The following is a 25,268-nucleotide window of genomic DNA, read 5'->3' as shown; positions in this document are numbered from 1 at the left end:
GCCCTAATTTATTTTAATCTATTTTAAAAGGAGTTTTGCAATGCAGTATGTTGAAACTATGCGCCCGATTATAAAAAAGGCTGGCGACCTCGTGATGTCTCATTTTCGCGGTTCTATCGAAATTCATCGCAAAAAAGATTTAAGCGTTGTCACTAATATTGATTTGTTAAGTCAAGAAATTTTAAAGCATGATCTATCTGTGGCTTTGCCTGGCTCTGGGTTTATCGCTGAAGAGTCTAAGGATCACGACATCCAAGAATTTACGTGGGTCATTGACCCAATTGACGGAACAAAAAATTTTACGCGCGGGATTCCTTATTTTTGCATAAACGTGGCATTAATGCAGGGTGCGCAAGTGATTGCAGCCGTGACCTATTATCCTGCTATGGATGAATGGTTTTACGCTCAGAAGGGCGCAGGCGCATGGCGCAATGGAGTTCGCTTAAACATGGAAAATAGAGGCTGGACTCAGGCTGGAGCTTTAGTGGTTGTGTCAGATTTTCGTCTTCGACAATGCGAGCTGCTTGGTAAAATTAAACACGAGCTAAAACATATTGAACACGGAGTTCGTTTCCGTGTGTACGGAGCGGCAGCATTAGATTTGGCCTACTGCGCAGCAGGATCGTACGATGCCGTACTTTTTGAAAATTTGGGATGGTGGGATGCAGCAGCTGGTACGTTGCTTATTTCTGAAGCTGGAGGCATGGTCTGTCAATATGACCGTTCTCCTGTCGATCGGTCGTTTCGCAGCTTGATTGCTGGTCATAAAGAAATTTGTAATTTGATACTTCCGGCATTGTAAAATACGGCTATTTGAGTTGGAAGTCGCAAGTTAATTTGCGATCAAAAAGAGCTTTGAGGACCCAAAGCTAGGAAGCACTTTTTCTTATTTTGAGAAATAAGGTGTTATTGCTCATTTAAATTTGATAAAAATCGAAAAGTACGATATTCTTAGAGTTGAATTTGAAAAATTAAACCACCAGCTCTTGGTGGGTCGAAAACATAGTCGAAAACAAAGGTTATCATGTCAAGAATTTGTTCTATCTGTGAAAAGCGGCCACAGGTCGCAAATTTAGTAAGCCACGCAAACAACAAAACAAAGCGTTGGGTCTATCCAAACGTTCATAAAATGACGTTCATCAAAGTCGACGAAACGCATAAAAAACGTGTTCCTGTTCGATGTGATAGCGTGTGCACTAAGTGTGTTAAAGCTGGCAAAATTCAAAAAGTTCTTTAAGGCTCAAAAGGTTAATTCCATATGGCAAATTTAAAATCATCAAAAAAAGCAGCGATCCAATCTGAAAAACGTCATGCAAATAACGTTGCTCGCAAATCTTCAATCAAAACTGCATTCAAAAAAGTTATTGTAGCTCTTGAAGCAGGCAAAACAAAAGATGAAGTGCAAGTATTGTTCAATGATGCTCAAGCACAATGCGCTCGCGCAAAAGGCAAAAGCACATTGCATCGTAAAACAGCATCTCGTAAAGTAAGCCGTTTAGCGCTTCGAGTGCAAACACACTTTACAAGCATTGTTGCATAGTCGTTCAAATCATTGAACTCAAGCTGTAGCTAAAAATTTAGAGCACGCTTTCTTACTTGAGAAAGCGTGCTCTTTTTTATTACTCAGTATTTTTTAAATTGCTTCCAAAGCAATCCCTTCTTGTGCAATCGATTGAGCTAAATTTCGTTGTTTGTCGTGTATAAGTTTTATCAACACAGGGTGAAGCGGTTGCCGTCTAAATTTTTGATATAATTCATTATATTCTTGAACGACTGGATCGATTTTTTTTAGCACTTCTGTTGGCTGAGATTTTTTCCAATTTTGAAAAGAGTTATGAAATTTGAAAATTTTATGAATGATTGGAAGCTTTTTATCTAGGTCAGAAGTAGAACCGCCCATTATATTAGATAAATTTCCAAGATTTTCTGAAAAGCCTTCAATTTTTTTTGGATACCAAGCAACTGGTTGTGCTTTAATTGATGCTTGATCAATTAAAGCCCTTGTTGAGCCATTAGCCTTTTTTTCAAAATTTATTTTGCCATGATGTAATTGCTCGCGCTTCATTGCTTTGTAGGGTTTTATAGCTCTTTCGTACAGTGGATTAGTATCAAATTTGGTATATAATTCTGAAAATTGGTTGTATTTTGGCGATAGTCTTTCAAAATCTTTCCAGCTTCTAAGCCATGCTGAGTATTGCTCTGTTGGTAAATATTGAGTTCTTTGTCCGCGCCACATAAAGCTTGGCGTTGGTTTTGGAGTAAATTTGGCGGTTGTGGTTCGAGCGGCTGGCTGCAGATTGTTATGTAGCATGGTAATAATAGTTATCGTGAGAAGTGTTATCTTTTTCATAATTGTAGTCCCCTAAATTTTTTTGCCTGGGTAGTTTTTAACCAAGCCTGGCCCCCTTTTTAAAGATGATACATGCTCTTAATGGAATTTTTCAATAGTTTTTAAAAAACACTGACTTAGCTCAAGAGCTGATTTTAATGTTATTTTTTATAAAATTTCTTGAAATATCATAATTTTTATGAGCACCTTGGGTTTATGTTTAAAGGGCCAAATCTATTTTAAAAAAAGGAGTGATTATGTCTTTGATTTCTAAAAAGCAGATGCTTTTGATGAGTTTATGTTGTTTTGTCGGTGATGGGCTGCATGCAAGTAAAGCTGGAGGACTGGCTGGAAAAGGTGTGCAAAAATTTACCAAAGCACAATTGAACGAAATTGCTATAGCTAAAAAAATGGTGGTTGACAATACGGTCGCGTTTTTAAATTCAATTCCAAAAAGTACGACAGCTGCAAAAGGATTAAGCTCAGCAGAAAAAGTTTCACTTGCTAAATTTAATAAAGGCTTTGAAAATGAAATTAAAGCGATGCCTGAAATGGCAATAGTTTCATTACTTCCTCAAGCAGCTTTGCAAAATCAGCAAGCAGCAGAGCAAGCAGTGAAAAAATTGTTTCAAGATGTTTATGTAGTTGAGGCTTATTTATATAACCAAGACTTTTTTACAAGAATGGTGAGCAATCTTAATAATTTGCGAACAAATAAATTAATTCAAGACAATCCAGCTAGTACTAAGTTACTAGAAGGTTCAACAAAGGCTGTAATTCTAATTCCAGCAACTCCTGCATCATCAATCGTTCCTTTAGATGATCAAATTGCTGCTTATCTATCATATGTGCAATATACACAGGCGTCAGCTCAAGGTCTATTGCAATATGCGGGTTCATCTAAGCCTTTGACGTCAGTGAATTTACCAGAGCAACAGTTGTTTTTAACCGCTGGACTGGTTGGATCTGAAATGTTTACGCAAGATTTGTCGAACTATGCAGAGATTATGGCAAGTTTGGCTGATGTGTATCAAAACGCAGGAATTATAGGAAAAACCAACATAGAAAGAAATGTAAAAATTGTCACTGAGTTTTTCACAAAACATGGTACTCAGATTCAAAGTTATACAGAAGATGTTATTGCGAATTTGATGAAAGATTCTGAAGAAACGCTTTTAAATATTTTAGATACTCCTGCTGTTGAAACAGGCTTGAAATCTGCTCAAGATTTTGTAAAAGGATTACCAGGTATAACTGAGGCACAAGTACGCCTATTTACATTGATTACGAAAAAATACGTGGTTGGAGCTTTTGAGGCTATATCAGTGCAGCTTGTTGAGCTGAGCTCAAGAAGTGAAGGCGAAATGGCTGATATTGGAGTAGGAGCAGGATCTGGTGAGCAATCGAAAATGAATTTTGATTTTATTCCAACTGAATTTGTAAGTTATCTTAAATTTTTACTTGGACTTTCAGCTGGTGTTGCTACGGTTGATGCTGTAGGTACATGGTCTGAAAAAAGAAAACTTGAAGCTCAAGAAACGGCCGCTCGTGATGCGCTACAAGCTGCGTTTCAGTTAGAATTTGCAAAACAAGAGCAAGCAGCTAATTTGGCAAAAATACAAGCTGCTATCGATGAAACAGCTGCAGGTATAGTTCCAGCTGAGAAATTTGAAAGCTTTGAGTTGCCAAAATTGGTAACCTTTACTTTAGAAGATTTTGAACAATTTATTAATGAATTGAAAGAGTCTCTTGTGGACCGTACAGATGTTGTTTCTAAGCAAATACTTGCGCGACTACAAGAGTGGTCAGCACAAGTTAAAGCAGTTGATTATCAGCAAGTGGTTCAAAATTTACGAGCGTACGCAGCTGAGCGTTCTGATGTGATTTCAAAGAAAATTTTAGAGGCTCTAGAGGCTTTACCAACGATTGATGAGTTAAAAGCTGTTGATTATGTAAAATTCATTCAAGCTTTGCGTAAGCATCTTGCGGACAATGAACAATTATTTCGTGGAGATGAATTTAATGAATTTAAAAATCTGCGAGAAATGCGATCTCCTATGTTAGTTGAAGATGCTAAAAAAATCGCGAACGAAGTAGGAAAATATTTTGAATCATTGACTCCAATGTTCATGAAGTTAGCGGCACAAGTTGCGACATCTGCTAGATTATATTCTGTAAACTTTAAAAAATCAGCAATTGAAATTATTCAAAATATTCATGATCAAGTTAAAGCGCAAAACCCAGGTTTAGCAGAACAATTACAAAATCGAAGTCTTTTATTAATGCCTAAACTTGGATCTCCTGTCGCTGTAGAACAATTGTATTTAATTGGATATTGCAAAGAGCAAGCTGCTCACCAACATGCAACAGGTTTAATTACTCCAGGGGCTAAAGGCATACTTGCAAAATCTCAACAGTTTCAAAAGTTTGCGCAAGTAGCAACTGTGGTAAATGCAGTTACTTTACAATATGGTCCAGCTACGGGTATTGCTTTTCATTCAGGCGTATGGTCAATGTGGCAAAAACCAAAAACTCAGACAAGAAATTATGTTGACCAACTTATGAGCGATCCTAAAATACAGCAACAGTTGAGCCAAGAAGCGGCGCCTGTTAAAATGATTGAAGGCAAGCCAACTCAAACAGCACAAACTGGAATTCTTACGCAAGCAGATATAGCAAAAATAAGAGATTTATCTGCATTTGTGTATGAACACAAGTCTGTGATAAAAGAATATATGGATAAAGCAGCAGACGCTATTGAAACGACTGAAGGTTTAACTCCTGAAATGGTAGTTAACAATACGATTCAACTTGCAGATGGAACATCATTGCCAGCATTAGAAAACTTTGTTCCTGATTCTGAATTGCAAGATGTTAAAGAAATTATTCAAGCTGGTATCGAAATTCTTATTGATCAGGATCGAGGAACAACGGAAACTTTAGAACTAATGCCTTCAGTTGCGAAGGAAGCAATTGAAGAAGTTTGGCAAGAAGGATCGTTTAAAAAGGTTTTCAATAAGCCTAGTGTTTCTAAAATGTTTGTAGCGAGCTCTCGCAAATACGGTATGAAATTAGCACAAGCTCTTTTAAGTGCTGGTATAAAAACTATAACATCACAAGATGTACGTGCTGCGATAGAAAAAGAAGGAATAGATATTATTGGTCTTTCAAATCCAAATAACATGGCTTATTTGATGGGTCACGTTCAGATGAAACTTTGGATGTTACAAGCAAATGCTCCGCAAGCAAATGTTTCAAGAGCAAGTGTATGGCCGGTGATTGAATTAGTTAGTTTTCTACGAGCTTAAAGCAGATCGTTAATTTTTAATCGAAACATACTTATATTAAAAAGGGCTTTGTTGCACGTGTGACAAAGCCCTTTTTATTTGCGAGCAGGCGTAAGATAATTTAAATTTGTTGATTTTTTTTAAATTTTGATAGTAAGTTGAATCATATTTCTGAAAATTTTTAAAAAGGAGTTGCTCATGAAGTTACAAAAATCAGGTTTATTGCTCGCGATTTTTTTGCTGAGCATGGAAGCAGAGATGCTGGGTTCTAGTTTTTCTGGACAGTTGACTCCGCCGCCAGCGCGTAACTTTGGAACCGATACTAATTCTCTTCCACCGCAAAACAATTCAAATGTAGAGATTGACGATGCTGTTATAAAGTGGGTACGCAATAATGCAGAAAGAATAGCTGGAAATATCGGACCTGATGTTACCTTAGAAAAAATAAAAGAATATGCATTAGATCATAATATTGGAATGCTAGTTGATTTAACTGATGAAGAAGGAGACTTCATAATTGGAGCTGTTGTAGCTGCTCAGGAAGCTCAAGACAATGAGCCTTTAGTGAACAATCAGCAGGATCAGTCTTCACAAGATTTATTTAAAATTGTTGAAGTTGTTAGCATGCTAAAAGATATGGAAAGAGAAGAAGTACAAGCGTCGAGAAAATCTCGTGAAGAAGAAAGACGAGCAGAAAAAGAAGAAAAAATAAAACGAGACAGCGCAAACAGAGAATTAGAAAGAAGAAGCAAAATAGAAGCAGAGCAACAGCTTGGTCGTACTTTAGAAGTTGTTAAGTTTGCAAAAGATGCGCAAAAAGAGCAAAAGCGTGCTGATCGTAAAGCAAGAAAAGACAAAGATCCATTTGGCGATGATGCTGCTGAGGCAATACGCTCGATGATAGAAGAATCTGAAATTGCTATAAGCAAAGCAAATAGCGCTATAAAACGAGAAGAAAGAAGAAGAAAAGAACTAGAACAGGCTGCAGAAAATAAACAAAACAGAAAAACTATAGCTGATTCAAAGAAAAAGCAAAGACAGATAGAAAAAATAGAAGAAGAGCTAAGTGCTTTGCGTACAAGTCTAGAAATAAACAGTGAAAAATGGGATAAAGCTAGTTCACTTCTAGAAAAAGCAGCGTTCGAAAATATTTTAAACAGACAAATGCTACAAAGCCAAGGCTTAGAAGAGCAGCTAGAAAAACTTACAAAAAACACAAAATAGTTTTTTTAACTAAAATAAAAAAAGTCCTTGCCGTAAAAAGCAGGGACTTTTTTTTATGAATTAATTTTCAGCAATTTCTAACTTTTTACTACGCAACCATTTCATATAACTTACTAAAAATTTGTGTGATGCGTTGACTGCAAAAGTAGATTTACCAACATGTTCTAGCAGCATAACGAGCACGAGCGGTTCTGTTTCGTCCGTATAAAAATAGCTAACAAACCAAGCATGCTCTTTGTGCAGGCGATTGGTTGCAACGTCTTCAGGATCTTCACTGTTGAGCCTGGTTCTGGTTTGTGCGGTTCCTGTTTTTGCAAAAATGGTCATGCTACCAATCTTGTGCATGATGCGTCTTCCAGTTCCTGTCATAGCTACCATTTTCATACAGTTTTGTAGAAATTGACGGGTATGGTTGCTGATGTTGATTGGTTTTTTTTCTATTTCGCTGTCCAGGGTAATGCGTGGCTTGACCAAATATCCATGGAAAATGGAACCGATCATGCATGCCACTTGAATAGGCGTGACAAGTAAAAAGCTTTGGCCAATTGATGCAGAAAGTGTTTCCCCGGTCCACCAGCGTTCACCTTTGTTTGCAATTTTCCATTCGTTGGTTGGCACCAGTCCGTGCTGCTCTGAAAAAGGAACATTTGTTTTGCTTCCAAGTCCAAATTCAAAAGCATAGCTAGCAAGGGTGTCGATATGCATATGTTTAGCCATTTCATAAAAAGGAATGTTGCAAGAATATGAAAGGCATTCTTCTGCTGAAATTTTTCCATGGCCCGTATGCTTGTGGCAGTAATATTTTCGATCTTTAAAGGTATGAAATCCGTTACAGACAAATGTTGATTGTGTCGTTATTAATTTTTCTTCAAGTGCGGTAGCAATGGTGACTAATTTAAAAACTGATGCTGGAGGATAGCTCGCATTAAACACGCGATTTAAAAATATTTTCTGCTGCTGCATCTCTTGCCACTCTTCGGGAGATAATTTTTTTGAAAAAATGGTTGGTTGAAAATTTGGTTTAGAAACAAGACCTTTTATCAGGCCAGTTTTTGGATCAAGTACGATGCACGAGCCTTCAATTTGATCAGACATACAGTCTTCAAGCATGAGTTGAATATCAAGATCGATACTTGTTTTAATATCTTCTCCCGATGATCCTTGTTTAATTTCCTCAGAGTCAAGCAGCGATCCAAACGAGTTAATCGATTGACGTAAAATTCCTGGATCTCCGCGCAACGTTTCTTCACAAATTTTTTCAAGACCCATTTTTCCCGATGTTGCGGCCTGCATATCACCCAAGTAACCTAAGATGTGACTCGCAAGTGTGTCGTATGGGTAGAACCGCTCAAATCTCGTTTTAAACGTAAGATTTAAAACATCTGAACACTGTTCTGCTATCAAGCTTAATTGTTGGCTCGTGATGCTTTCTGCTATGACTATTTCGGTAGAAAATTTTTCAGCACGTTTAATTTTTTGCAGCGGAATTGGTTCATACCCTAAAATCTCATTGATTTTATTGACCGCTGTTGCTTGTTGCTGCGTGAGGGGTGAGCAGCCGGTTCCTTTCCATATGAGCTGTGTGACCGGCTGATTCATTGCCAACGGGACGCCATGACAATCTAAAATATTTCCACGTTGTGCTGGAACAGTTTTGAAACGTAAAAAGTTTTTTTCACCAGATGTTGCAAAGCGTTGGTACTGAATAATTTGAAGATGCACAAGCCTGAGAGCAATGATGCCAAAATAGAGCAAAATGAGCCATGAAAGGTGAATTAATTTTTTATCATACATGTTGTACGGTGAAAACATTTTTGCCTTGGTTTAAGATAATTTTTATGGATATAAAGAAAATATCTTTTTTGTCAGTAATGCACAAGCAAGTTTATTTTTTACTCATCCAAGTCGTTCGTCCCGAGTAAAATTGCAAAGCAATTTTGTATCGAGGGATAATTATTTTTTACCCTTCGATACATTTTTCTTCGAAAAACACTCAGGGCGAACGACTGGGGGTAATATCGAACTCTAGTCTTTACTCGCTTTTTTCACTCAAAAACGCCATAGGATTAATTCTTTGGTACAATTCTTTTAAATCTTTCGTTGCAATGTGCGTGTACCGTTCAGTAGTTGACAGCGACGCATGGCCCAGCAGTTCTTGAAGCGCTCGCAAATTCATGCCAGCATTGAGTAAATGTGTTGCAAATGAATGACGAAGTTTATGAGGAGTTAGTATTTTTTTATGAGGTAATTTTTTGCTAAGTCGGCTTAAAATGTCTTGCAGCGTGCGATCAATAAATTTATTTCCATTGGTGCTCAGGAAAAAATAATCATTGTCATGATTTTTTAAATCGATAACGCGTTCCTCTCGAAGGTAGCGCAACATTTTTTCTTTTGCTTTTTCTCCGAACAGCACAATCCGTTGTTTATTACCTTTTCCTGTAATCAAGATAGATTTTTGGTCAAAGTCTATGTCAGAGAGTTTCATACCGGTCAGTTCTGAGCATCGTACTCCTGTGCTGTACAATGTTTCAAGCATAGCTCTATCGCGCAAAGGGCGCTTGGTAGGATAATCTTTGTCAGGCAAGATATCTAAAAGATACGTGATTTCTTCAATTGTTAGATAACTTGGTAATTTTTTATCAATGCGAGGTGCTGTCAATTTCAGATTGATTAAAATATTGCAGCTATGCAGATACGTGCCATACGATTTAAAGCAGGCAATTTTACGGGCAATAGAACTTTTTTGTATTTTAAGCGTGTACAAATGCATGAAAAATTTTTCTAGCATTTCCTGCATGGTAAAAGATGACATTGGATGTGCGTCGTTTGTTTTTTTCCAGAAGGTGAAAAATTGATTTAAATCATATTGATACGATTTGTAGGTGTTGAGGGCGACGTTACGTTCAACGTCTAAATGTGTTAAGAAGTCCTCTTTTTTTTCATAGGCTTGATCATACTTCATTGCAATTCCTCCACGGTATACCATGTAGGTTCCGTTTTTTAATTATTTTGTACCGTGGCCCGGCGTAGCTCCTTTATCCTTCGATACAAATTTTCTACAAAAATTCACTCAGGACGAACGGAGCTCTGTAAGTCATAAGCGAAGCCTGGGTTGTGCCTAATTTAAATTAAATGGAAATCTTTGCAACGTCTATTCACCGACGATCTGTTGACGCCAAGTAAATCAGCAATTTTTGTTTGACTACCTAATTTTTTCCACAAAGATGTCATAAGTTGAATGTCTTTAAGCGCATGTTTACCAAGCTGTGTAGCTAGTTGCAATTCAGGGCATGAACTGTCAAACGTTTTAGGACCGCTTAATTTTTCTTCCTGGCCCTTGCCTGACTCTGTTGATTTCATCATCATAAGTGTTTGAATTTTTTGTTTGAATTCAAACAAGCTCGGGATGCGTTTTTCAATTAAAGCATCTTTTTCTTTGTAATTGAGAGGCGTTAAGGATTTGCTGCTAACGTCTTGTAGGTTTTGATACATAAATCCATCGATGATGAGCGAAAGTTCTTGATGATCCATCGTAACAAGTGAAGGCAGGCGTAAAATAGAGTTTTGAGAATTTCTTTTAAGTTCGTTATAAAGCTCTGGAACAATCAAGCCATCATTTACAAGGGTTTGTAATTTGTGACTTGTTGAGCAAATGATTCGAGCGCTACTAAATTTACGCTGCTCGCTTTTGAGTGGTGAAAAAATTCCATAACGAATGAAATAAGCTAATTTTTGTTGTGACGTGATATCGAGTAATTCAACATTTTTAATAACGAGCGTGCCTGTCGTATGTTTTTCCAAGAGGGCTATTTCTCGCTGCTGGCTTAAAAGTGGGTTGATGCCAAACAGTTTTACAGCACATTCTTCTTGCCCTTGCTGCAGAGTTAAAATGTGTAGTGTTTCTTTACCACTCATTTGATGAACAATTTCGACTATTGGATTTATATCATCTTGATGCATTTCAAGCAGTAAAGCGCCTTTTTGAAGAGCAGCTTCGAGCAGTTGAATTTTAGCATTCAATATAGTTTCGTGATTGCTTGGTAGCAATTTATTAATCGATTGGCCAGCTTTTGTTGTTTCAAGATACAACAAATAATCGCGTTTTGAAGGATCTTTTAAAGCATCAAATTGCATTTTGATGATATCTGTTGCCTCAGGGTTTCTCAAAATAAGTAGCACACCACCAGAAGGTTCTGCGTGCGGCATACCAGAAATTATTAACTTTGAACCATTTTGCGTGGTCATGTGTGTTGTCTGAGCTGTTTGAAATCGTTCAATTTGCTGTGCAAAGTTGCTCAGCGTAGCGCTTGTTGAATGGTTTGGTTGCAGGTTTGGATTGATACCAAGAAGTGTTTGGGCTTCAGCGTTTTTAAATGAAAAATGTTTACTTTTGTAAAAAATAACGCCGATATGATTTTCAACACGATCTTTTAAAAGTTTTTTAATACTTTCTTTGTATTGATTAATTTCTTGGTGTTTTGCGTATAGTTCTTCTTTGATTTCTTTAGTTTCCTGGAGCATAACGTACACATTGTTATGTTGGAGCAAGTGAATTGCTGGAGCTAGAAACTGTGCAAGCACGATCATTTTATTTTGTTGATCAAGGTTGTAAATAGTTTGTGCATTGTCATTGGTAACCGTGATGTAACCGATCAATTTTTTATTATTTAAAATCGGTAGGAAAATATCACAATCGATAGTTTTTAAAAACTGTGAAAGCTCTGTAATGATCGGGTTGCTTGTATAAAATTTATCAAATTCAATTTCATGTCTGACTAAAATTTTATGCTTTATAAGAAGTTCAATGGGTTTAAACGTTGCATGATCATTATTCAAAAAGCTTTCGATCTCTTGCTGGGTACTATTTTCAGACTCGCTTTTAGAGCGAATGTAAGTGGTAATTCCTGATTTTGAAATGAGGAACTGTTCTTGAAAGAAATTTTGCACGATGTGCTCAATTTCACCTTCATTGCATGCTACATTGATTTGTTCCATTGTATCTTTGAAATTGGTAGTGATATTGATACTTGGTTGAGCTTGTACATGCTCTGATAGGTTAAGGAATCGAAATTGCATAATTTTTTTAAAGCAAAAATATAAACTAGCTGTGATAAAAATAATGTTTAAGTTTGAAAATGCAATAATTTGAGCTTTATCGAAAAGCACGATTGGTAAAAATTCTAATAAAATACAGATAAGATGTGGGCATAAAAGATAAAAGAAAAGAATTTTAAGCTGTTGTTTTAAGACAATAGGCAGTGATTGGTGAGATAATCCTTTTAAAATAGTGATCATGCTTGCAAACCAAAAAATGGTCATGATGTAATAAATATTAATGACAAATGGAAAAGGTGTTCCGTACTGAATTTGATGGATGGTGCTGATAATAAATGAGCAGCACAATGCAAATTCTAGGATGAAAAAGATCTTGTGATAAAATTTTAAATAAAAGTTTTTGTCGGTGAGTTGTTCCAAAAATAAAATAAGACTGTGAAATTTAATGCAGCTAAAAATCCAAGCAAGACAGTTGATACTACGAGCGAGTGATGTTTTTGGGATAATGAATTTAGTAATCCAAGAAACGTTTTCTATCATTAAAGCGAGCAACGGAATAATAAAAAGTAAAAATAGAATCTTTTTATCTTTAAATTTATTGTGCGTGAACAATAAGGTTGTTAGCTTTGTTACAATTTTTGAAAGCATTACAATTGAAACAAGTTGTACTGGAATTACAATGTAAGCACTCGATAAAAAATCTATGCCTTGTTGAAAAATTGTTAGAAAATTACTCATGTTACCTTGACCTTATTGTAGTGCCTTATTATACTCTTTGTAATTATTGTTCTGAAATTTAAACGTGTTTGTTAACTTTCTAAGGAGTATCGTGCTTACTCAATCATTTCTTTATAAATTATCTGATTTGGCAAAATCTTCAAGATTTCTTTTTTTTATGACCATTCTTTCATTCGGTTTAGTTCAATCATCACAAGCTAGATACGTTACTGAAACACTGGATGTAACGGAGTTAAGCGTAGCAGGATTTGTTCTTAATTTAGAAAATATCCCATCACAGCCAAAAAAACCAAATTTTCCAAGAAAACCAAATCCTATAAAACCAAGTCCAAAACCAGTTTGTCCGCCTTGGCCTGATTAATCCAATTTTAAAAAGTAACAAAGTAGCATGCAAAATACTTTTAGAATTGATCAGATCATAGAAATTCTTAAAAAAGACACGAAAAAGTCTCCTGAGCCAATGACTCGGGAGATTATTTTTTTATATGGCAAAAGCCCTTATCACATTCTCATCAGCTGCCTTTTAAGCCTGCAAGCGCGCGATGTGGTCACGTTGCCAGTATCCATAGAACTTTTTAAGCTCGCACAAACGCCGCAAGAGATGGTTGCGCTCTCATTCAGTCAAATCGAGCAAACAATCAAATCAATTAATTATTTCAAAACCAAGGCCAAACGGTTGCATTCAGTTTCTCAAGATTTGCTCGATCGATTCGATGGAAAAGTTCCAGCAGATCTGTTCTTGCTTCGTTCGATCAAAGGTATCGGTTTAAAGACAGCAAATTTGGTTCTAGCCGAAGCATTTGATATTCCGGCAATTTGCGTTGACACCCATGTGCATCGTTTATCAAATCATTGGGGTATGGTTGCAACCAAGACTCCTGAGCAGACTGAGGCTGCGCTTAAAAAAATTTTGCCAGAAAAATACTGGATAGAGTGGAACTATCTTTTGGTCAAATGGGGCCAATCGATATGTAAGTCGAAACGGTGTGATCTGGAGCAGTGTAGGGAAATTTCTGAGATTGTTAAAAATAAGGTTTAATCTAAAAGGACTATCTCTCGATACATTTTGCTAAAGCAAAACACTCGAGACGAACGGCGGTTTATGAATTATTTTTTTCAGTCGTTCGCCCCGAGTGAAATCGCTTGCGATTTTGTATCGAGGGGTATCTATCTAAACTTTATTTTCTTTATGTGCCATTTCTAAAATGGTTTCAAGCGTTAAACCAAATTCCTGTTTGCCCGTTACATGGCGCAGGGTGATGGTGTTTGCTTCCATTTCTTTTTGGCCAACCACGAGCATCCATGGAATTTTTTCCATTTGAGCCACTTTGATTTTTGCAGAAAGTGGTTCAGAGCTTTCATCCAGTTCAGTTCGCAGCCCAGCGCTTTTCAGTGCTTTGTAAATGTTTTGTGCGTACTCCGACTGATCAGAAGTAATTGGTATAACTTTGATCTGTGTCGGGCACAGCCAGAATGGAAAATGTCCTTTAAAATGTTCCAGCATGATTCCAAAGAATCGTTCAAGTGAACCAAGGATAGCTTGATGAATAATAACTGGGGTTTGTTTTTCGCCCTTGTTATTGATGTAGTACAATTCAAAATTTTGTGGCATGAAGAAATCAACTTGTACCGTTGAACATTGCCATGAGCGGCCCATTGAATCATGAATCGTGACTTCAATTTTTGGTCCGTAGAAAGCACCTTCGCCTTCATAGATTTCAAATTCTTTTCCAGCTTTAGTCAGACCATTTTTTAAAGCATCGATTGCGATAGTCCAAAGGTCATCGCTTCCCATAGCATTTTCAGGTTTGGTTGAAACTGCATAGTGCACATCTTCGATACCAAATGTTTTCCACACTTGGTCAATAGTTTGAATCGAGCTGACAATTTGAGCTTCAATTTGTTCAGGTGCGCAGTACATGTGTGTGTCATCTTGTGTAAAAGCTCTCACGCGGAAGAGTCCATGTAGCACGCCAGACAGTTCAAATCGATGCACGTGACCAAATTCTGCAAGCCGGAGGGGTAACTCTCGGTATGAGTGTAAGTTTTGCTTATAAATCAAAATTGACCCTGGGCAGTTCATAGGCTTGACCGCATACTCTTTATTTTCAACGGTACTAAAGTACATGTGTTTTTTATAATTTTCGTAGTGACCTGATTGTTTCCAGAGGGCAACGTCTAAAATGGTTGGCGTTATGGTTTCATGGTAACCGTTGTTTGTCCAGATGTTGCGAATGAAGTCTTTAAGTTTGTTAATAATGAAAGCACCTTTTGGGTGATAAAAAGGAAAGCCGGTTCCTTCATCTTGAAATGAGAACAGGTCCATTTCTTTACCCAGTTTTCGATGGTCATATTTTGCAGCCATCTCTTTTTGCATTAGGTAGGTGCGTAGTTCTTTGTCGTTAAAAAATGCTGTACCTGAAATACGCTGCAATGGTGCATTGCTTTGATCAGCACGCCAGTAAGATCCAGAAATGCCCGTAAGCATGATGCTTTTGATATCGCCAGTTGACGGTACGTGGCCACCACGACAAAGATCGTAAAAATCACCTTGGCGAGAAAGTCCAACAGTTTCACCTGGGATACCGTTGATCAATTCAAGTTTAAATGGATTATTTTTGTACAGTTTTCGTGCTTCTTCTTTTGAAATATCTTCATGGGTAATTGGATAATTTTTATCAGCCAATTCTTTCATGCGTTGCTCGATTGCTGGCAAGTCTGACTGAACAAAATTTTGTTCAGGTTGAAAATCGTAAAAGAATCCTTCTTTGGTTGCAGGTCCAATGGTCAGGATGGTATTTGGAAAAAGCTGTGTAATCGCTTGTGCGAGTAAGTGAGCAGCAGAGTGTCGTAATACTTCGAGGCGCTGCTCGGTTTGTTTGTTTGGCTTCATGGGTTAGTATCCTTTGCATTGGGATATGTTTTTTTCTTTTTTCTTGCCTCGGCGTAGCTTTTTGTGCCAAGCCGGGTCATTGCCAATGAGTATAGCAGGCTTTTTTCTGAGTGGAAAATTTCTACTATTGAAACGATTATTAATCTACTTCTTCTACGGTAGGTTCTGCTGTTGGTCTAGACTCTCTTCTTTCATTGCTACCAGTTGCTGGAATTCCGCTATTAGCGCGAGCAGTACGTTCATCGTCTTGCTGTCTAGCAATATTTTTAAGTTCATTAATTTTACGCGTCAGTTCTTTTTTTAATTCTTCAGGAGCTACTTCTTGCTGTAAGTTTTTCATTTTAGCCATGAGTTTGCTGATTTCTGTGGAGCGGAGTAATTGGTTATGCTCTCGCTCTGTTGGCGTTAAAGAAGATAGCATCTCCCAAGGTCGTATGCCAATTGTATTATCTGCGACTTCATCTATTTTTTCAAGAGCTGTTGAAGCTATTTTTGTAGCAATTCTATTGATTACGATTGAACGAATGGTAGGCCATAAATAACTATCAAAAGTATCGATAATAAGCTCATCAATGGCAAGAAGAACAGCAACAGATTGAGGATCTAATGGATTGTCATAAAACATATTTGCCTGATTTGCCAGAGGACAATTTTCATTTTTCGGATATTCAAGATTAAGGTCTGGCATGCTCAGATTCATTATAGATTTTTTATCTATCCATGGTTTGTTAGCTTGTGCAGCAGCCTGTTTACGGAGTAATTGTTGATGATGATTTTTTTTTTCTTCTTCTTTTTGCACAGCCGCTTCATATTGTAAGGTTAGTAAAGCGGTTAATATTTTATTTTGATGTTCGAGCAATTCGGTCTGTTTTTGTAATTGGCTATCAGCAGTAGGCAATTGATCGGTGGAAGTTGATGGTTTTTCTTCTGCCTTGCAACAGCTTGCAGCTGAAAAAATTATTAATAATCCTAAAAGTTGTTTTTTCATTGTATTATTCCTTTGTGAAAAAATATTGTTTATTTTTTTGTATGGCGCTACAATCCATTATTGTGAGTCTTAAGGCTTTTTATTGAAAAATAAGTATAACAAAAATTCGGAGATATTGCTGTGTTTTTAAAAAAAATAATATGTTCATGTTTAGTTTTATTTTGTTGTGATTTGCAATGCTCTTTAACGAACCGCAAAACGGAATCTGAGTTGCCATTGCCATCATTAAGTAGTTCGTTAATTATGAGTCCAAATAGTGATTTTGTTGGAAGTAGTGGTTATCAAGCTGGTAGTTCTGAGAGATTTGCAGAAGAAAGATCTGGAAACTTAGAGCTTGAGGCATTAAAAGGACAAGTTGAAGAGTTGAACCGTGCCTTAAAAGATTCTAAGAAAGAGAATGCCAAATTGAAAGATTATTTAAGAACTGCCTATACGAATCATTTAGAATTAAACGCAACATTGAATGATGCAAATAAATGTAACACGTCTATTTTGATAGGGGCAACGGCTTTTGTAAGTTCTGCATGTTGCATTGTGTTTTGTCTATCGCCGTTGTGTGATGACAAGATAATTAAAATTGATAAATCCAAATAAACTTTCATAGCTCATATCCATAAGCGCAATCTAGGTTTAAAATCATAAAACTCTATGTATTAGACATTGTGATCAGTTATTTCTTTTATGCCTTAAATTTAGTAAGATACGATTTCTAAAAAGATCGCTTTAAAAAAGATCACTTTAAAAACGATAGATAAAAAAGATTACTAAAAAAATGGCTCAAAAAAGTTACAGTAACTTTTACAAAGAAAGGACATGCATGGCAGTCAAAGAGCAACTTTATATTTTAGACACTAATGTTTTAATTGAAGATCCTGAAGTTATTTTCCGATTTCAAGAGGCTCGTGTAGGCATTCCTATTATGGTGCTTGAAGAGCTTGATAAAATAAAAATAGAAAATTCAAGTCGTGGAGCAAGTGCTAGGTTAATCGCTCGACATCTCGATAAAATAAGATCATCTGGATCTTTAAAAGATGGTGTTCAGCTTGAAAACGGTACCGTCGTTCAAATTTTATTTGAAGATGGTTGCACTTTAGAAAAAAAACCACGACTGCGCGTTGATATTACCGACAATAAAATTTTAATGGTTGCAGTAACTATGCAAGCATGCGGCTACGACGTGGTCTTTGTTACCAAAGATATTAACGCTCGAATCAAGGCTGATGCTTTAGGTATCAAATCGCAAGATTATATGCGAGGACTCGTTCTTGCTGAAAATTATTATAAAGGCTGGCAAGAATTTGATATTCCAGGCGTAGAGCTACGCAAAGAATTTCCTTCGCTTTTAAAAGATTTAGTAGAAGCTGGCACTGTTCAATGTAACGAATTTATAGCGTTGTACAGCAAGGGTAATGAATATAAAAATCGAATATTTCGCTATCGTGGCGGCGGCGTATTCCGCGAAGTTTTTCAGCCAAAAATTGCTTGGCCCATCGTAGCAAAAAACATGCATCAAATCATGGCGCTCGATCTTTTACTCGATAACGACATTTCGATGGTATCACTTACTGGTCCTGCCGGAACAGGAAAAACGTTTTTAACGTTATTTGTTGGTTTGTACAATGTGCTTGTCAGCAATGAATATTACAAAATGACCATTGCTCGTTCAGTTGTTCCACTTGGTCATGATATCGGTTTTCTACCTGGTGACGTGCAAGAAAAACTGCGCGGTTGGATGCAGCCGATGTATGACAACGTTGATATGATTACCCGTTTGCTTGCAGCGCAAGAAGGTGCTTTTCACGATAACGAAGAGCAACCGTATGAAGACAGCGGTAGGCATTCAAGATTTCATGAAGAAAATAGACATTCAAGAAATCGTCGATTCCCCAAAAAAAACTTTCACCGCAGAGAGCAAAGATCAAATCCGATTATCTCTCTTGATGATTTGATTAATCAGCGCAAAGTAAGCCTTGAAGCAATTTCTTACATGCGTGGTCGGTCTATAGCTCGTCATTTTATTTTTATTGATGAAGCGCAAAACTTAACAACTCATGAAATTAAAACACTCCTGAGCCGCGTGGCATCTGGAAGTAAAATTATTTTATCAGGTGATCCATATCAGATCGATGTTCCGTATCTTGATTTTTCAACCAATGGACTTGTAGTTGCTACTGATCGATTTAAAGGTCAGTCGATTTTTGGATCGGTATTTTTACCAACAAGTGAACGTAGTGAAATATCGCGGTTAGTTCAAGAACTACTTTAGGTTTTTCCAACTCGTCATACTTGGGCTTGACCCAGGTATCCAGCATTAAATTGGTCAAATATGTTTTTAGAAAGAGGGGCTCAGTGCCCCTCTTTTTTTGTTTAAGCTAATCGGTCACCAAAAATAACCATCATTTTTTAATTTAATCTTCTGTTTCGCTCATGCCGCGAAGGCACCCAAAGCATGGATGCGCATGCTTTGGAATCACGCATCTAAGTGGAGTGCCACTTAGATATCTCCCGTCGGAATTAATACTCGCATTCGCCCTTGGCTCATACGAGCTAATTCCTGGGTATGCCATAATAACTTGGATTCTTGAGTCGGAGTTAATACTCGTATTTGCCCTTGGCGCATACGAGCTAACTCCTGGGTATGACTAAAATTTAATTAATTTTTTATCGTTGATGATAGATGCTCATAATTCTTTAGCGTAAAATATACTTTTGCTCCCGTCATCCCGGACGTGCCTGTGGGGCGTAGCCTTAGCGAAGACCTAATCCGGGACCCATGTGCTGAAAATTTATAAAATAGTTTCATTATCAGGAAAGCTTAGCGTGGTGAGCCAAAGGCGAATGCGCGTATCTTTCCGACTCAAGCTCAAGAAAAACGGATTAAAGAATCAAGCTTCCTCATCAGGAAATACTTTGCGATGAAGCCCTGCAGCCTGCCCGGCGTAGCCTTGTGCGAAGCCTGGGTAGTGTTAACGAAGCAGAATCGGCGAATGCATTTTTATTTCCGTCGGGAGATATCTAAGTGGCACTCCACTTAGATGCCCGTTCCCCAAGTGTTGGCAAGAACATTTGGGAGCCTGTTCCGGCTTGAGGAACAGAGTTGAATGCTTGAAAATTGGTGATTGTTTGTGGTGACCGATCACTAAAAAATATTTTCATCTACTTTTTCAACCCTTTTTCACTCCTCTAGCATTAGCCTGTCAGGCTGTTGCGGAAGGCCATGATAATGTTACTCTAATCATGTTATTATAACTTTAGGGTTACATTTTTAGGGGTCCTATGAACAAGTTACAATTTTTCTTGTGCGCTTCGATTCTGATGAGTGCATCAATTTTTCAAGCAGTCGACATTTTTTATGAGATTTCAAAAGGCAATCGCAAAGCGGTTAATGCCTGGGTAAAGTCTAAACCAGATACAACAATCTGCAACGAGCAAGGACAATCAGTTTTGCATGCGGCAGTGCTTACTGGTGACAAAAAAATAGTTAAAGCTATTTTGAAGTCTAATGTTGATGTAAATATGTTAGATAAGTCAGGGACAACAGCTTTGGATTGTGCGATAGATCATGGATATAAATCAATTATTTTAGAGATGATTAAGCATAAAGCAAAAGTGACAACCATGGAAAATGCTGAATTTGTAAAAGTTATTATTGGACAAATGGGTTCTGGTTTTTCAATAGGTAAAATTCTTGCAATTATTGGGTTGTGTTGGATAGGCGCTGCATTAACATCATTTGTTTTACTAGCAGACTTATTTATGGCAGGGGACTTACTAGGTTGGACTTTGTTAGTTACTGGAGCATGTAGCTTATGTGGTGCTGGAATATTAATAATAAATTCTTGGAACAAGCCTTTGTATGTTCAGTTTTATGAACAAGAATCATATCAAGTAACTGCTCTGCATTAAAATTAACCAACGCATGTTTTACAAATCTTGGTAATATTCCGTAAATGTTCTTCCATATCTTCTGACGTCATCTTGGTAACATTGTCGATCAAATAAATTTCAACTTCGGGGATCCCGATAAACTTGCAGGTTTCGCACAGTTGTTTTTCAACAGGGCTATGTAACCCTTTTTCCAAATGCTCTTTGCCTTGCATTGAGCTGTATAAAATAAATGCTTTTTTTATGTTATGAAGCGGGTTTGCGTGCAAGCCCGTTTCGTATTTATAAGCCCAGCCGTTAATCATATCCAGCCACGCTTTTAAAATTCCCGGTACTGAGTACCAAAAAAGTGGAAACACTATCAAAAGGGCATCCGCCTGTAAAAAACGTTCTTTATTTTCTAGATAAAACGGATGACTTTCCATAAGGCCTCGATCGTGCCGAAAGAATGGAATATCTTTTTCCCGCTTATATAAATCTAAAATATCAACCTCGTGACCTTGCTGTGTAAGCGTTGCTACAGCTTGCTCAAAGATCTTGTACGTGGTCCCTTTGGTATTGTCATTAGCAAAGATTGCATAAACTTTCATGGTAAACCTCCATTTCCCATTGAAAGTAGCATAAGCGTTTTACCTTTTGAAAGTAAAGAGATGGTTGAGCTTTTTTTAAAAATTACTGTCTTGCTCTATGGATCCTTGCTCCTGATTTGCTCTCCTCTTGCTTCTTTACGTGCATAAAAGCCATTCTTGAAGCATCTGTTTTTATACGTAGGGGAGTGTCAAAAGTGAAAAGATTTTTATTAAGAATTTTATGTGTTGTTACGGTGACGCATGGGTTAATGCTAGGCAGTAGTGGGCAAGCTCAGCGGCAACGGTATTTTCAACAACAGCCGCCGCAATATGAACAGTATCTGCAGCAACAACAACAGCCTCCGCAACCCCTGTCGAGCCAACAGTTAATGCTTCCGATTCCAAAATCGAAAGCAGATTCTTCATCAACACTACTAGGGAGTCAAATTCCTCAAAACTTGAGTAATTCAATGTTAGATTCGTCAAAACGAAGTAATATTACGCCTACAAAAAGACTTTCTTACTATCAAGAAGATACCTCATCTCCATCAAGGCAGGGAGACAATTTTTCATCTGGGGCTGCTTATGGAGGACCGTCTGGGGCTGGTTATGGAGGACCATTTGGTGCTGCTTATGGTGGACCGTCACAAGATGAGTTGGAAGAGTCAATCAAAGGTGAACCTAGAACGCCAGAACCAGTTAGGCGTGAAGGGGTACTTTTTAGAATAGGCCTATTTTTAGAAAACATAGAAAAAGACCTAGCGCAAAAGGTTGAAGGCACGCCAACTTCAAAGGAATCTCCATCGCTAGTACGAACAGATGATGTTTCGCCATCGCCATTTAATCAGCAACCAAGGTCTGCTAGAACTGATGAGAAATTATCATCGAGTAGGTTAGGTCAATCAATGACGCCTCCTATACCTTCAGAGACAGTTAACAATGATACAGGACAGTCTCCTCTGCAAGGTATAAATGAGGGCTCTTTTCGCAGTACGCCAGAGATACCAAAACCTCGTAAGCGATTAGGACAGTCAATTGGTAAAAATAGAGATAGTGGAGGTCGTCCAGTATTTGCTCGTGATCAGGTAAATATATTGTTAAACCGAGAGCAATTCCAAACAAGTGATGAAGAGTATAAAGAGGCCTTAAAAACTCTTAAGAAAATTGCAAAGATGAATGGAGGGATACCTAACGATTTGGTTAACGAAGTAAAAGAAGTAGTTGAATATTTTGTTGCCATTATCAATGATGATTTAAGTGACGCGCAACAAGGATCTCATGTTATTCGCATTGATCCTTCCATTAAAGCAGGCCTCTCTGGAAAAGTTTTGGTTAAATTTAAAGGTGGGCATTTAGGAGGTACTAGTGAAAACTTACAAGAATTTGGTTTAGTGAAAATTTCAAAAAAAGTATCAGATAGTAATGGTTCTACTTATTATCTTTTAATAAATCCATTTAGTGGTCATGGTGAAACAATTGAAAAAACAGAATTTCCAACAACGTGGAAACCTGCGGATATAATAGGATCTATAAAAAAGGCACTTAAAGAAAATATTACATGGGCTGTTGATCAGAATGACACAAGCGGTTGGGTTAATGCTTCAATAAAGATTGAGGGCGTTAAGGTAAATCTAGTTGCACCAAAACGTAACCAAAACATTATAATAACAGCATATCCTGTTATAGAAAATGTAGAACAATTGCTGAAAGAGCAAAAAGAAAAACAGCAAGAAGAAATAAAATCTAAAAAAGAAGATCAACAGAGGTTGGATTCATCTTTGAAATTGGAAAGTTCACTGTCTTTAGAGGATTTCTTTGGATCGTCAACAAAGCCAATAAGAAAAGAATCAGAGGTAAGATTTATTGAAAATGATCCATCTAAAAATTTATTTGAACAAATGAGTAGTGGTGTTGTAGCATCATCAAAAAATACTAAATCAAGAAATTTAGATGATGATGAAACAGAGTTTACAATAGTCGCACCGTTAGAAAAAAATGTAGTTGATCGTAATTTATTTAGTAATCAGTCAAAACCAGTGGCAAAAATATCAGCAAAGCCAGCAGCACCTGCATCAAATGAGCAACATTTACAACAGTACGTTAAACGCGAAATGCTTCCCACAACAAAATCAGTAGAGCAACAACAAAGAATAGCGGCAAGCTCTGCAGCCGCAACAGCTCTATTAGCAAGTTCATCTGGGAGAACACCAAAAGTATTATCATTAACACCTAAAAAACAACAACCATTGCCATAATTTTGATATAACGGTAGAGGGCAACTAATGTTGCCTTCTATTTTTCAGCCAGATCGAGACAGGGTTGCAACTTAAGAGACGTTTGCAGATGGCTGGCAACGACTGATACAAGTACTCAGTCTCCAGCTGTAAGATCGCAAATTGAGTGCAACCCAGGGCAAACGGGCAAATGCTTTGTTGTCCTAGAAGCGGGCGAAGCAAAATGATTAAAAAAATGAGAAGCTTTGAGATGATACGATCGGCTTTAGATAAAAATTGCAAGCAGAAGTTCTTTAAGTTGAGCGAAATCATATTTTTTTCCAGAAGGTCGAGCAATGATTATAAGATCGATCTTTTTTTCATATAATTTTTCTTCCCAGAAAATAGCCTTACATCTACGTTTAAGTAAATTGCGCTCGGGAGAGTTTCCATATTTTCGGGATGCGATAACTAAAATTCTACCGAATGGTAGAGAGATTGTCGGAGCCGTCAAAAAAGTAAAAGCTTGATTCTTTTTTTTACACGTTGCCGTATTAAAGAAGTGATCAAGCTCTTTCTTTTTGAACTTTGAAAGATTTTTAGATGCGTTTTGCATAGATTCAAGATTCACGTTTACTGCCTAAGCAAAAGCTTATGCATGAACTGCTAAACGAGTTCTGCCTTTTGCTCGGCGACGTCTGATGATGTTACGACCATCTTTGGTAGACATACGTTTTAAGAATCCGTGTTTTCTGTTACGTTTAACGCGACTTTTTCTAAAAAATGTTACTGACATAAGAAGAACCTTTTCTCTTGGACTGAAAAATAGCTATTTCATAAGTAATATTGTAAAGAATATAGGATTTTTTGCAATACAAACATCTAATCCAGATGCTGGTCAGCTAAATATCTTTCAGCTTCAAGGGCAGCCATACATCCAAAACCAGCAGAAACAATGGCTTGACGATACTTTGGATCTTGCACATCACCAGCTGCAAATACCCCAGGAACCGATGTCTTAACTAAATCATGCACAACTATGTGACCAGTTTGAGTTCGCTCAACTTGACCGGCAAACATGGTAGTGTTTGGCTTAAGGCCGATAGCTAAAAATAGTCCATCCGCTTTCAGTTCTTGAGTTTGCCCAGTGAGCTGATTGGCAACCGTAGCACCAGTGAGCTTACCATCTTTGCCATGGATAGCCGTAACCGTGCTGTTGTAAATGATGTTAATTTCTGGTTTGTCCAGCACTCGAGCTTGCATCGCATGCGATGCAGTCAGTTTGTCGCCAATGTGGACAATGGTTATTTTATTGCCATTACGGCGTAAAAAAGAAGCAGCTTCCATGCTTGAATCTCCGCCGCCCACGATAATAATTTCTTGATCTCTATAAAACGCTCCATCGCAGACAGCGCATGTCGACACACCTTTGCCCCAAAATTCTGCCTCTCCGGGACAATTAAGTTGGTTTGGTGTTGCTCCTGTAGCGATGATGATACTGTGTGCCTGAATCTGTTTTTTTCCATCAACGGTTATAACAAAAGGCTTTTGGGAAAGATCTACAGCAGTAACTGAGCCAGATATAGTTTCAACGTTAAATTTTTTAGCATGATCAGCCATATTGATCATGAGCTCAGGGCCTTTAATGGAGCCAGATCCAGGCCAGTTTTCAATGTCGGTAGTTCCCATAAGCTGGCCACCAGGCTTAGGGCCTTCAATGATAACAGGTTTTAAGTTTGCGCGTGCCGCGTAAATAGCTGCTGTAAGTCCAGCAGGACCTGCGCCTAAAATAACTAAAGAGCGTGTGGAATTTTGCATGTTTGGGTTCCAATGTATTGGGGTCCGAATTATTTTTTCGTTAGATGATGAATAATATGATTGACCGATTTTTCGCGTAAACAAAATTGAACAAGGCTTTCTCCTTCAACGGGAAATTCTTGGCCGTTGAGTTGTGTTTTCAAGAAGGGGAAGTAGAGAAAATCTTTTAACCGAGATCGTTGGGTAATTTGTAAAATCGCTTTAATGTCTTGAGGACTCACGGTTAAATTATCTTGGTATCCAACATATTCAGCAACAACAGAATCAAG

The 25,268-nt window shown here is 37.5% G+C and carries 23 protein-coding genes; 12 read left to right on the top strand and 11 right to left on the bottom strand.

Annotation, left to right across the window (positions count from 1 at the left end):
* Nucleotides 1-40: 40 nt before the first annotated feature.
* From WC747_03885 to rpsT, 3 genes are all read left to right on the top strand, one after another.
* A complete protein-coding gene (locus tag WC747_03885) occupies nt 41-802 on the top strand; it encodes an inositol monophosphatase (GenBank protein MFA5999130.1) in 762 nt (253 codons plus the stop codon).
* A 222-nt stretch (nt 803-1,024) separates the two neighbouring features.
* Entirely contained in the window at nt 1,025-1,237 is a 213-nt protein-coding gene (gene rpmB, locus WC747_03880) for a 50S ribosomal protein L28 (GenBank protein MFA5999129.1), read from the top strand.
* A gap of 21 nt (nt 1,238-1,258) precedes the next feature.
* Entirely contained in the window at nt 1,259-1,540 is a 282-nt protein-coding gene (rpsT, locus tag WC747_03875; protein ID MFA5999128.1) for a 30S ribosomal protein S20, read from the top strand.
* 93 nt (nt 1,541-1,633) lie between these two features.
* Here rpsT and WC747_03870 read toward each other — a convergent pair whose 3' ends face one another.
* Nucleotides 1,634-2,350 (bottom strand): hypothetical protein, encoded by a 717-nt coding sequence (locus WC747_03870; protein ID MFA5999127.1) that lies wholly within the window; start codon nt 2,348-2,350, stop codon nt 1,634-1,636.
* Nucleotides 2,351-2,586: 236 nt separating this feature from the next.
* Between WC747_03870 and WC747_03865 the strand changes: the two genes are divergently transcribed.
* Complete coding sequence (locus WC747_03865; protein MFA5999126.1) at nt 2,587-5,637, top strand: hypothetical protein; 3,051 nt, start codon at nt 2,587-2,589, stop codon at nt 5,635-5,637.
* A 177-nt stretch (nt 5,638-5,814) separates the two neighbouring features.
* The gene (locus tag WC747_03860) at nt 5,815-6,840 is read left to right on the top strand and encodes a hypothetical protein (protein ID MFA5999125.1); all 1,026 of its coding nucleotides are present in this window, start codon (nt 5,815-5,817) and stop codon (nt 6,838-6,840) included.
* 60 nt (nt 6,841-6,900) lie between these two features.
* Here the strand turns inward: WC747_03860 and WC747_03855 are convergent, their stop codons facing one another.
* The 3 genes from WC747_03855 to WC747_03845 all read right to left on the bottom strand — a co-directional run bounded on the left by WC747_03855 (nt 6,901) and on the right by WC747_03845 (nt 12,633).
* A complete protein-coding gene (locus tag WC747_03855) occupies nt 6,901-8,652 on the bottom strand; it encodes a penicillin-binding transpeptidase domain-containing protein (protein ID MFA5999124.1) in 1,752 nt (583 codons plus the stop codon).
* A gap of 220 nt (nt 8,653-8,872) precedes the next feature.
* Nucleotides 8,873-9,826 carry a site-specific tyrosine recombinase/integron integrase gene (gene xerA, locus WC747_03850; protein MFA5999123.1) on the bottom strand — a complete coding sequence of 318 codons (954 nt, stop codon included), beginning with the start codon at nt 9,824-9,826 and terminating at the stop codon, nt 8,873-8,875.
* Nucleotides 9,827-9,963: 137 nt separating this feature from the next.
* Nucleotides 9,964-12,633, bottom strand: a complete 2,670-nt coding sequence (locus WC747_03845; GenBank protein ID MFA5999122.1) for a sigma 54-interacting transcriptional regulator — start codon at nt 12,631-12,633, stop codon at nt 9,964-9,966.
* Nucleotides 12,634-12,724: 91 nt separating this feature from the next.
* Here WC747_03845 and WC747_03840 point away from each other — a divergent pair, with 91 nt between their 5' ends.
* Nucleotides 12,725-12,994, top strand: a complete 270-nt coding sequence (locus WC747_03840; protein ID MFA5999121.1) for a hypothetical protein — start codon at nt 12,725-12,727, stop codon at nt 12,992-12,994.
* A 27-nt stretch (nt 12,995-13,021) separates the two neighbouring features.
* Nucleotides 13,022-13,672 carry an endonuclease III gene (gene nth, locus WC747_03835; protein MFA5999120.1) on the top strand — a complete coding sequence of 217 codons (651 nt, stop codon included), beginning with the start codon at nt 13,022-13,024 and terminating at the stop codon, nt 13,670-13,672.
* Between the two features lie 132 nt (nt 13,673-13,804).
* Here nth and thrS read toward each other — a convergent pair whose 3' ends face one another.
* Both thrS and WC747_03825 read right to left on the bottom strand, forming a co-directional pair.
* Nucleotides 13,805-15,526, bottom strand: a complete 1,722-nt coding sequence (gene thrS / locus WC747_03830; protein ID MFA5999119.1) for a threonine--tRNA ligase — start codon at nt 15,524-15,526, stop codon at nt 13,805-13,807.
* 139 nt (nt 15,527-15,665) lie between these two features.
* Entirely contained in the window at nt 15,666-16,514 is an 849-nt protein-coding gene (locus WC747_03825) for a hypothetical protein (protein MFA5999118.1), read from the bottom strand.
* 243 nt (nt 16,515-16,757) lie between these two features.
* On the opposite strand from WC747_03825, the gene WC747_03820 reads away from it, so the two are divergent.
* The 4 genes from WC747_03820 (at nt 16,758) to WC747_03805 (ending at nt 20,420) form a co-directional block, all read left to right on the top strand.
* Nucleotides 16,758-17,108 (top strand): hypothetical protein, encoded by a 351-nt coding sequence (locus WC747_03820; GenBank protein MFA5999117.1) that lies wholly within the window; start codon nt 16,758-16,760, stop codon nt 17,106-17,108.
* Nucleotides 17,109-17,331: 223 nt separating this feature from the next.
* Complete coding sequence (locus WC747_03815; protein MFA5999116.1) at nt 17,332-18,780, top strand: PhoH family protein; 1,449 nt, start codon at nt 17,332-17,334, stop codon at nt 18,778-18,780.
* Nucleotides 18,781-18,941: 161 nt separating this feature from the next.
* Entirely contained in the window at nt 18,942-19,160 is a 219-nt protein-coding gene (locus WC747_03810) for a hypothetical protein (protein ID MFA5999115.1), read from the top strand.
* A gap of 630 nt (nt 19,161-19,790) precedes the next feature.
* Complete coding sequence (locus tag WC747_03805; protein MFA5999114.1) at nt 19,791-20,420, top strand: ankyrin repeat domain-containing protein; 630 nt, start codon at nt 19,791-19,793, stop codon at nt 20,418-20,420.
* A gap of 2 nt (nt 20,421-20,422) precedes the next feature.
* Here the strand turns inward: WC747_03805 and WC747_03800 are convergent, their stop codons facing one another.
* Nucleotides 20,423-20,989 carry an NAD(P)H-dependent oxidoreductase gene (locus tag WC747_03800; protein ID MFA5999113.1) on the bottom strand — a complete coding sequence of 189 codons (567 nt, stop codon included), beginning with the start codon at nt 20,987-20,989 and terminating at the stop codon, nt 20,423-20,425.
* Nucleotides 20,990-21,183: 194 nt separating this feature from the next.
* Between WC747_03800 and WC747_03795 the strand changes: the two genes are divergently transcribed.
* Complete coding sequence (locus WC747_03795) at nt 21,184-23,223, top strand: EndoU domain-containing protein (GenBank protein ID MFA5999112.1); 2,040 nt, start codon at nt 21,184-21,186, stop codon at nt 23,221-23,223.
* A 244-nt stretch (nt 23,224-23,467) separates the two neighbouring features.
* On the opposite strand, the gene rnpA is transcribed toward WC747_03795, so the two are convergent.
* From rnpA to WC747_03775, 4 genes are all read right to left on the bottom strand, one after another.
* Nucleotides 23,468-23,812, bottom strand: a complete 345-nt coding sequence (rnpA, locus tag WC747_03790; GenBank protein ID MFA5999111.1) for a ribonuclease P protein component — start codon at nt 23,810-23,812, stop codon at nt 23,468-23,470.
* A gap of 21 nt (nt 23,813-23,833) precedes the next feature.
* Nucleotides 23,834-23,977 (bottom strand): 50S ribosomal protein L34, encoded by a 144-nt coding sequence (rpmH, locus tag WC747_03785; protein MFA5999110.1) that lies wholly within the window; start codon nt 23,975-23,977, stop codon nt 23,834-23,836.
* Between the two features lie 86 nt (nt 23,978-24,063).
* Entirely contained in the window at nt 24,064-24,999 is a 936-nt protein-coding gene (trxB, locus tag WC747_03780) for a thioredoxin-disulfide reductase (protein MFA5999109.1), read from the bottom strand.
* Nucleotides 25,000-25,028: 29 nt separating this feature from the next.
* A partial coding sequence (locus WC747_03775) for a hypothetical protein (protein MFA5999108.1) occupies nt 25,029-25,268 on the bottom strand: 240 nt, incomplete at its 5' end.

The organism is Candidatus Babeliales bacterium, from assembly GCA_041660205.1.
GTDB lineage: Bacteria > Babelota > Babeliae > Babelales > Chromulinivoraceae > JACPFN01.
This window is presented reverse-complemented; position numbering and strand designations above follow the sequence as displayed.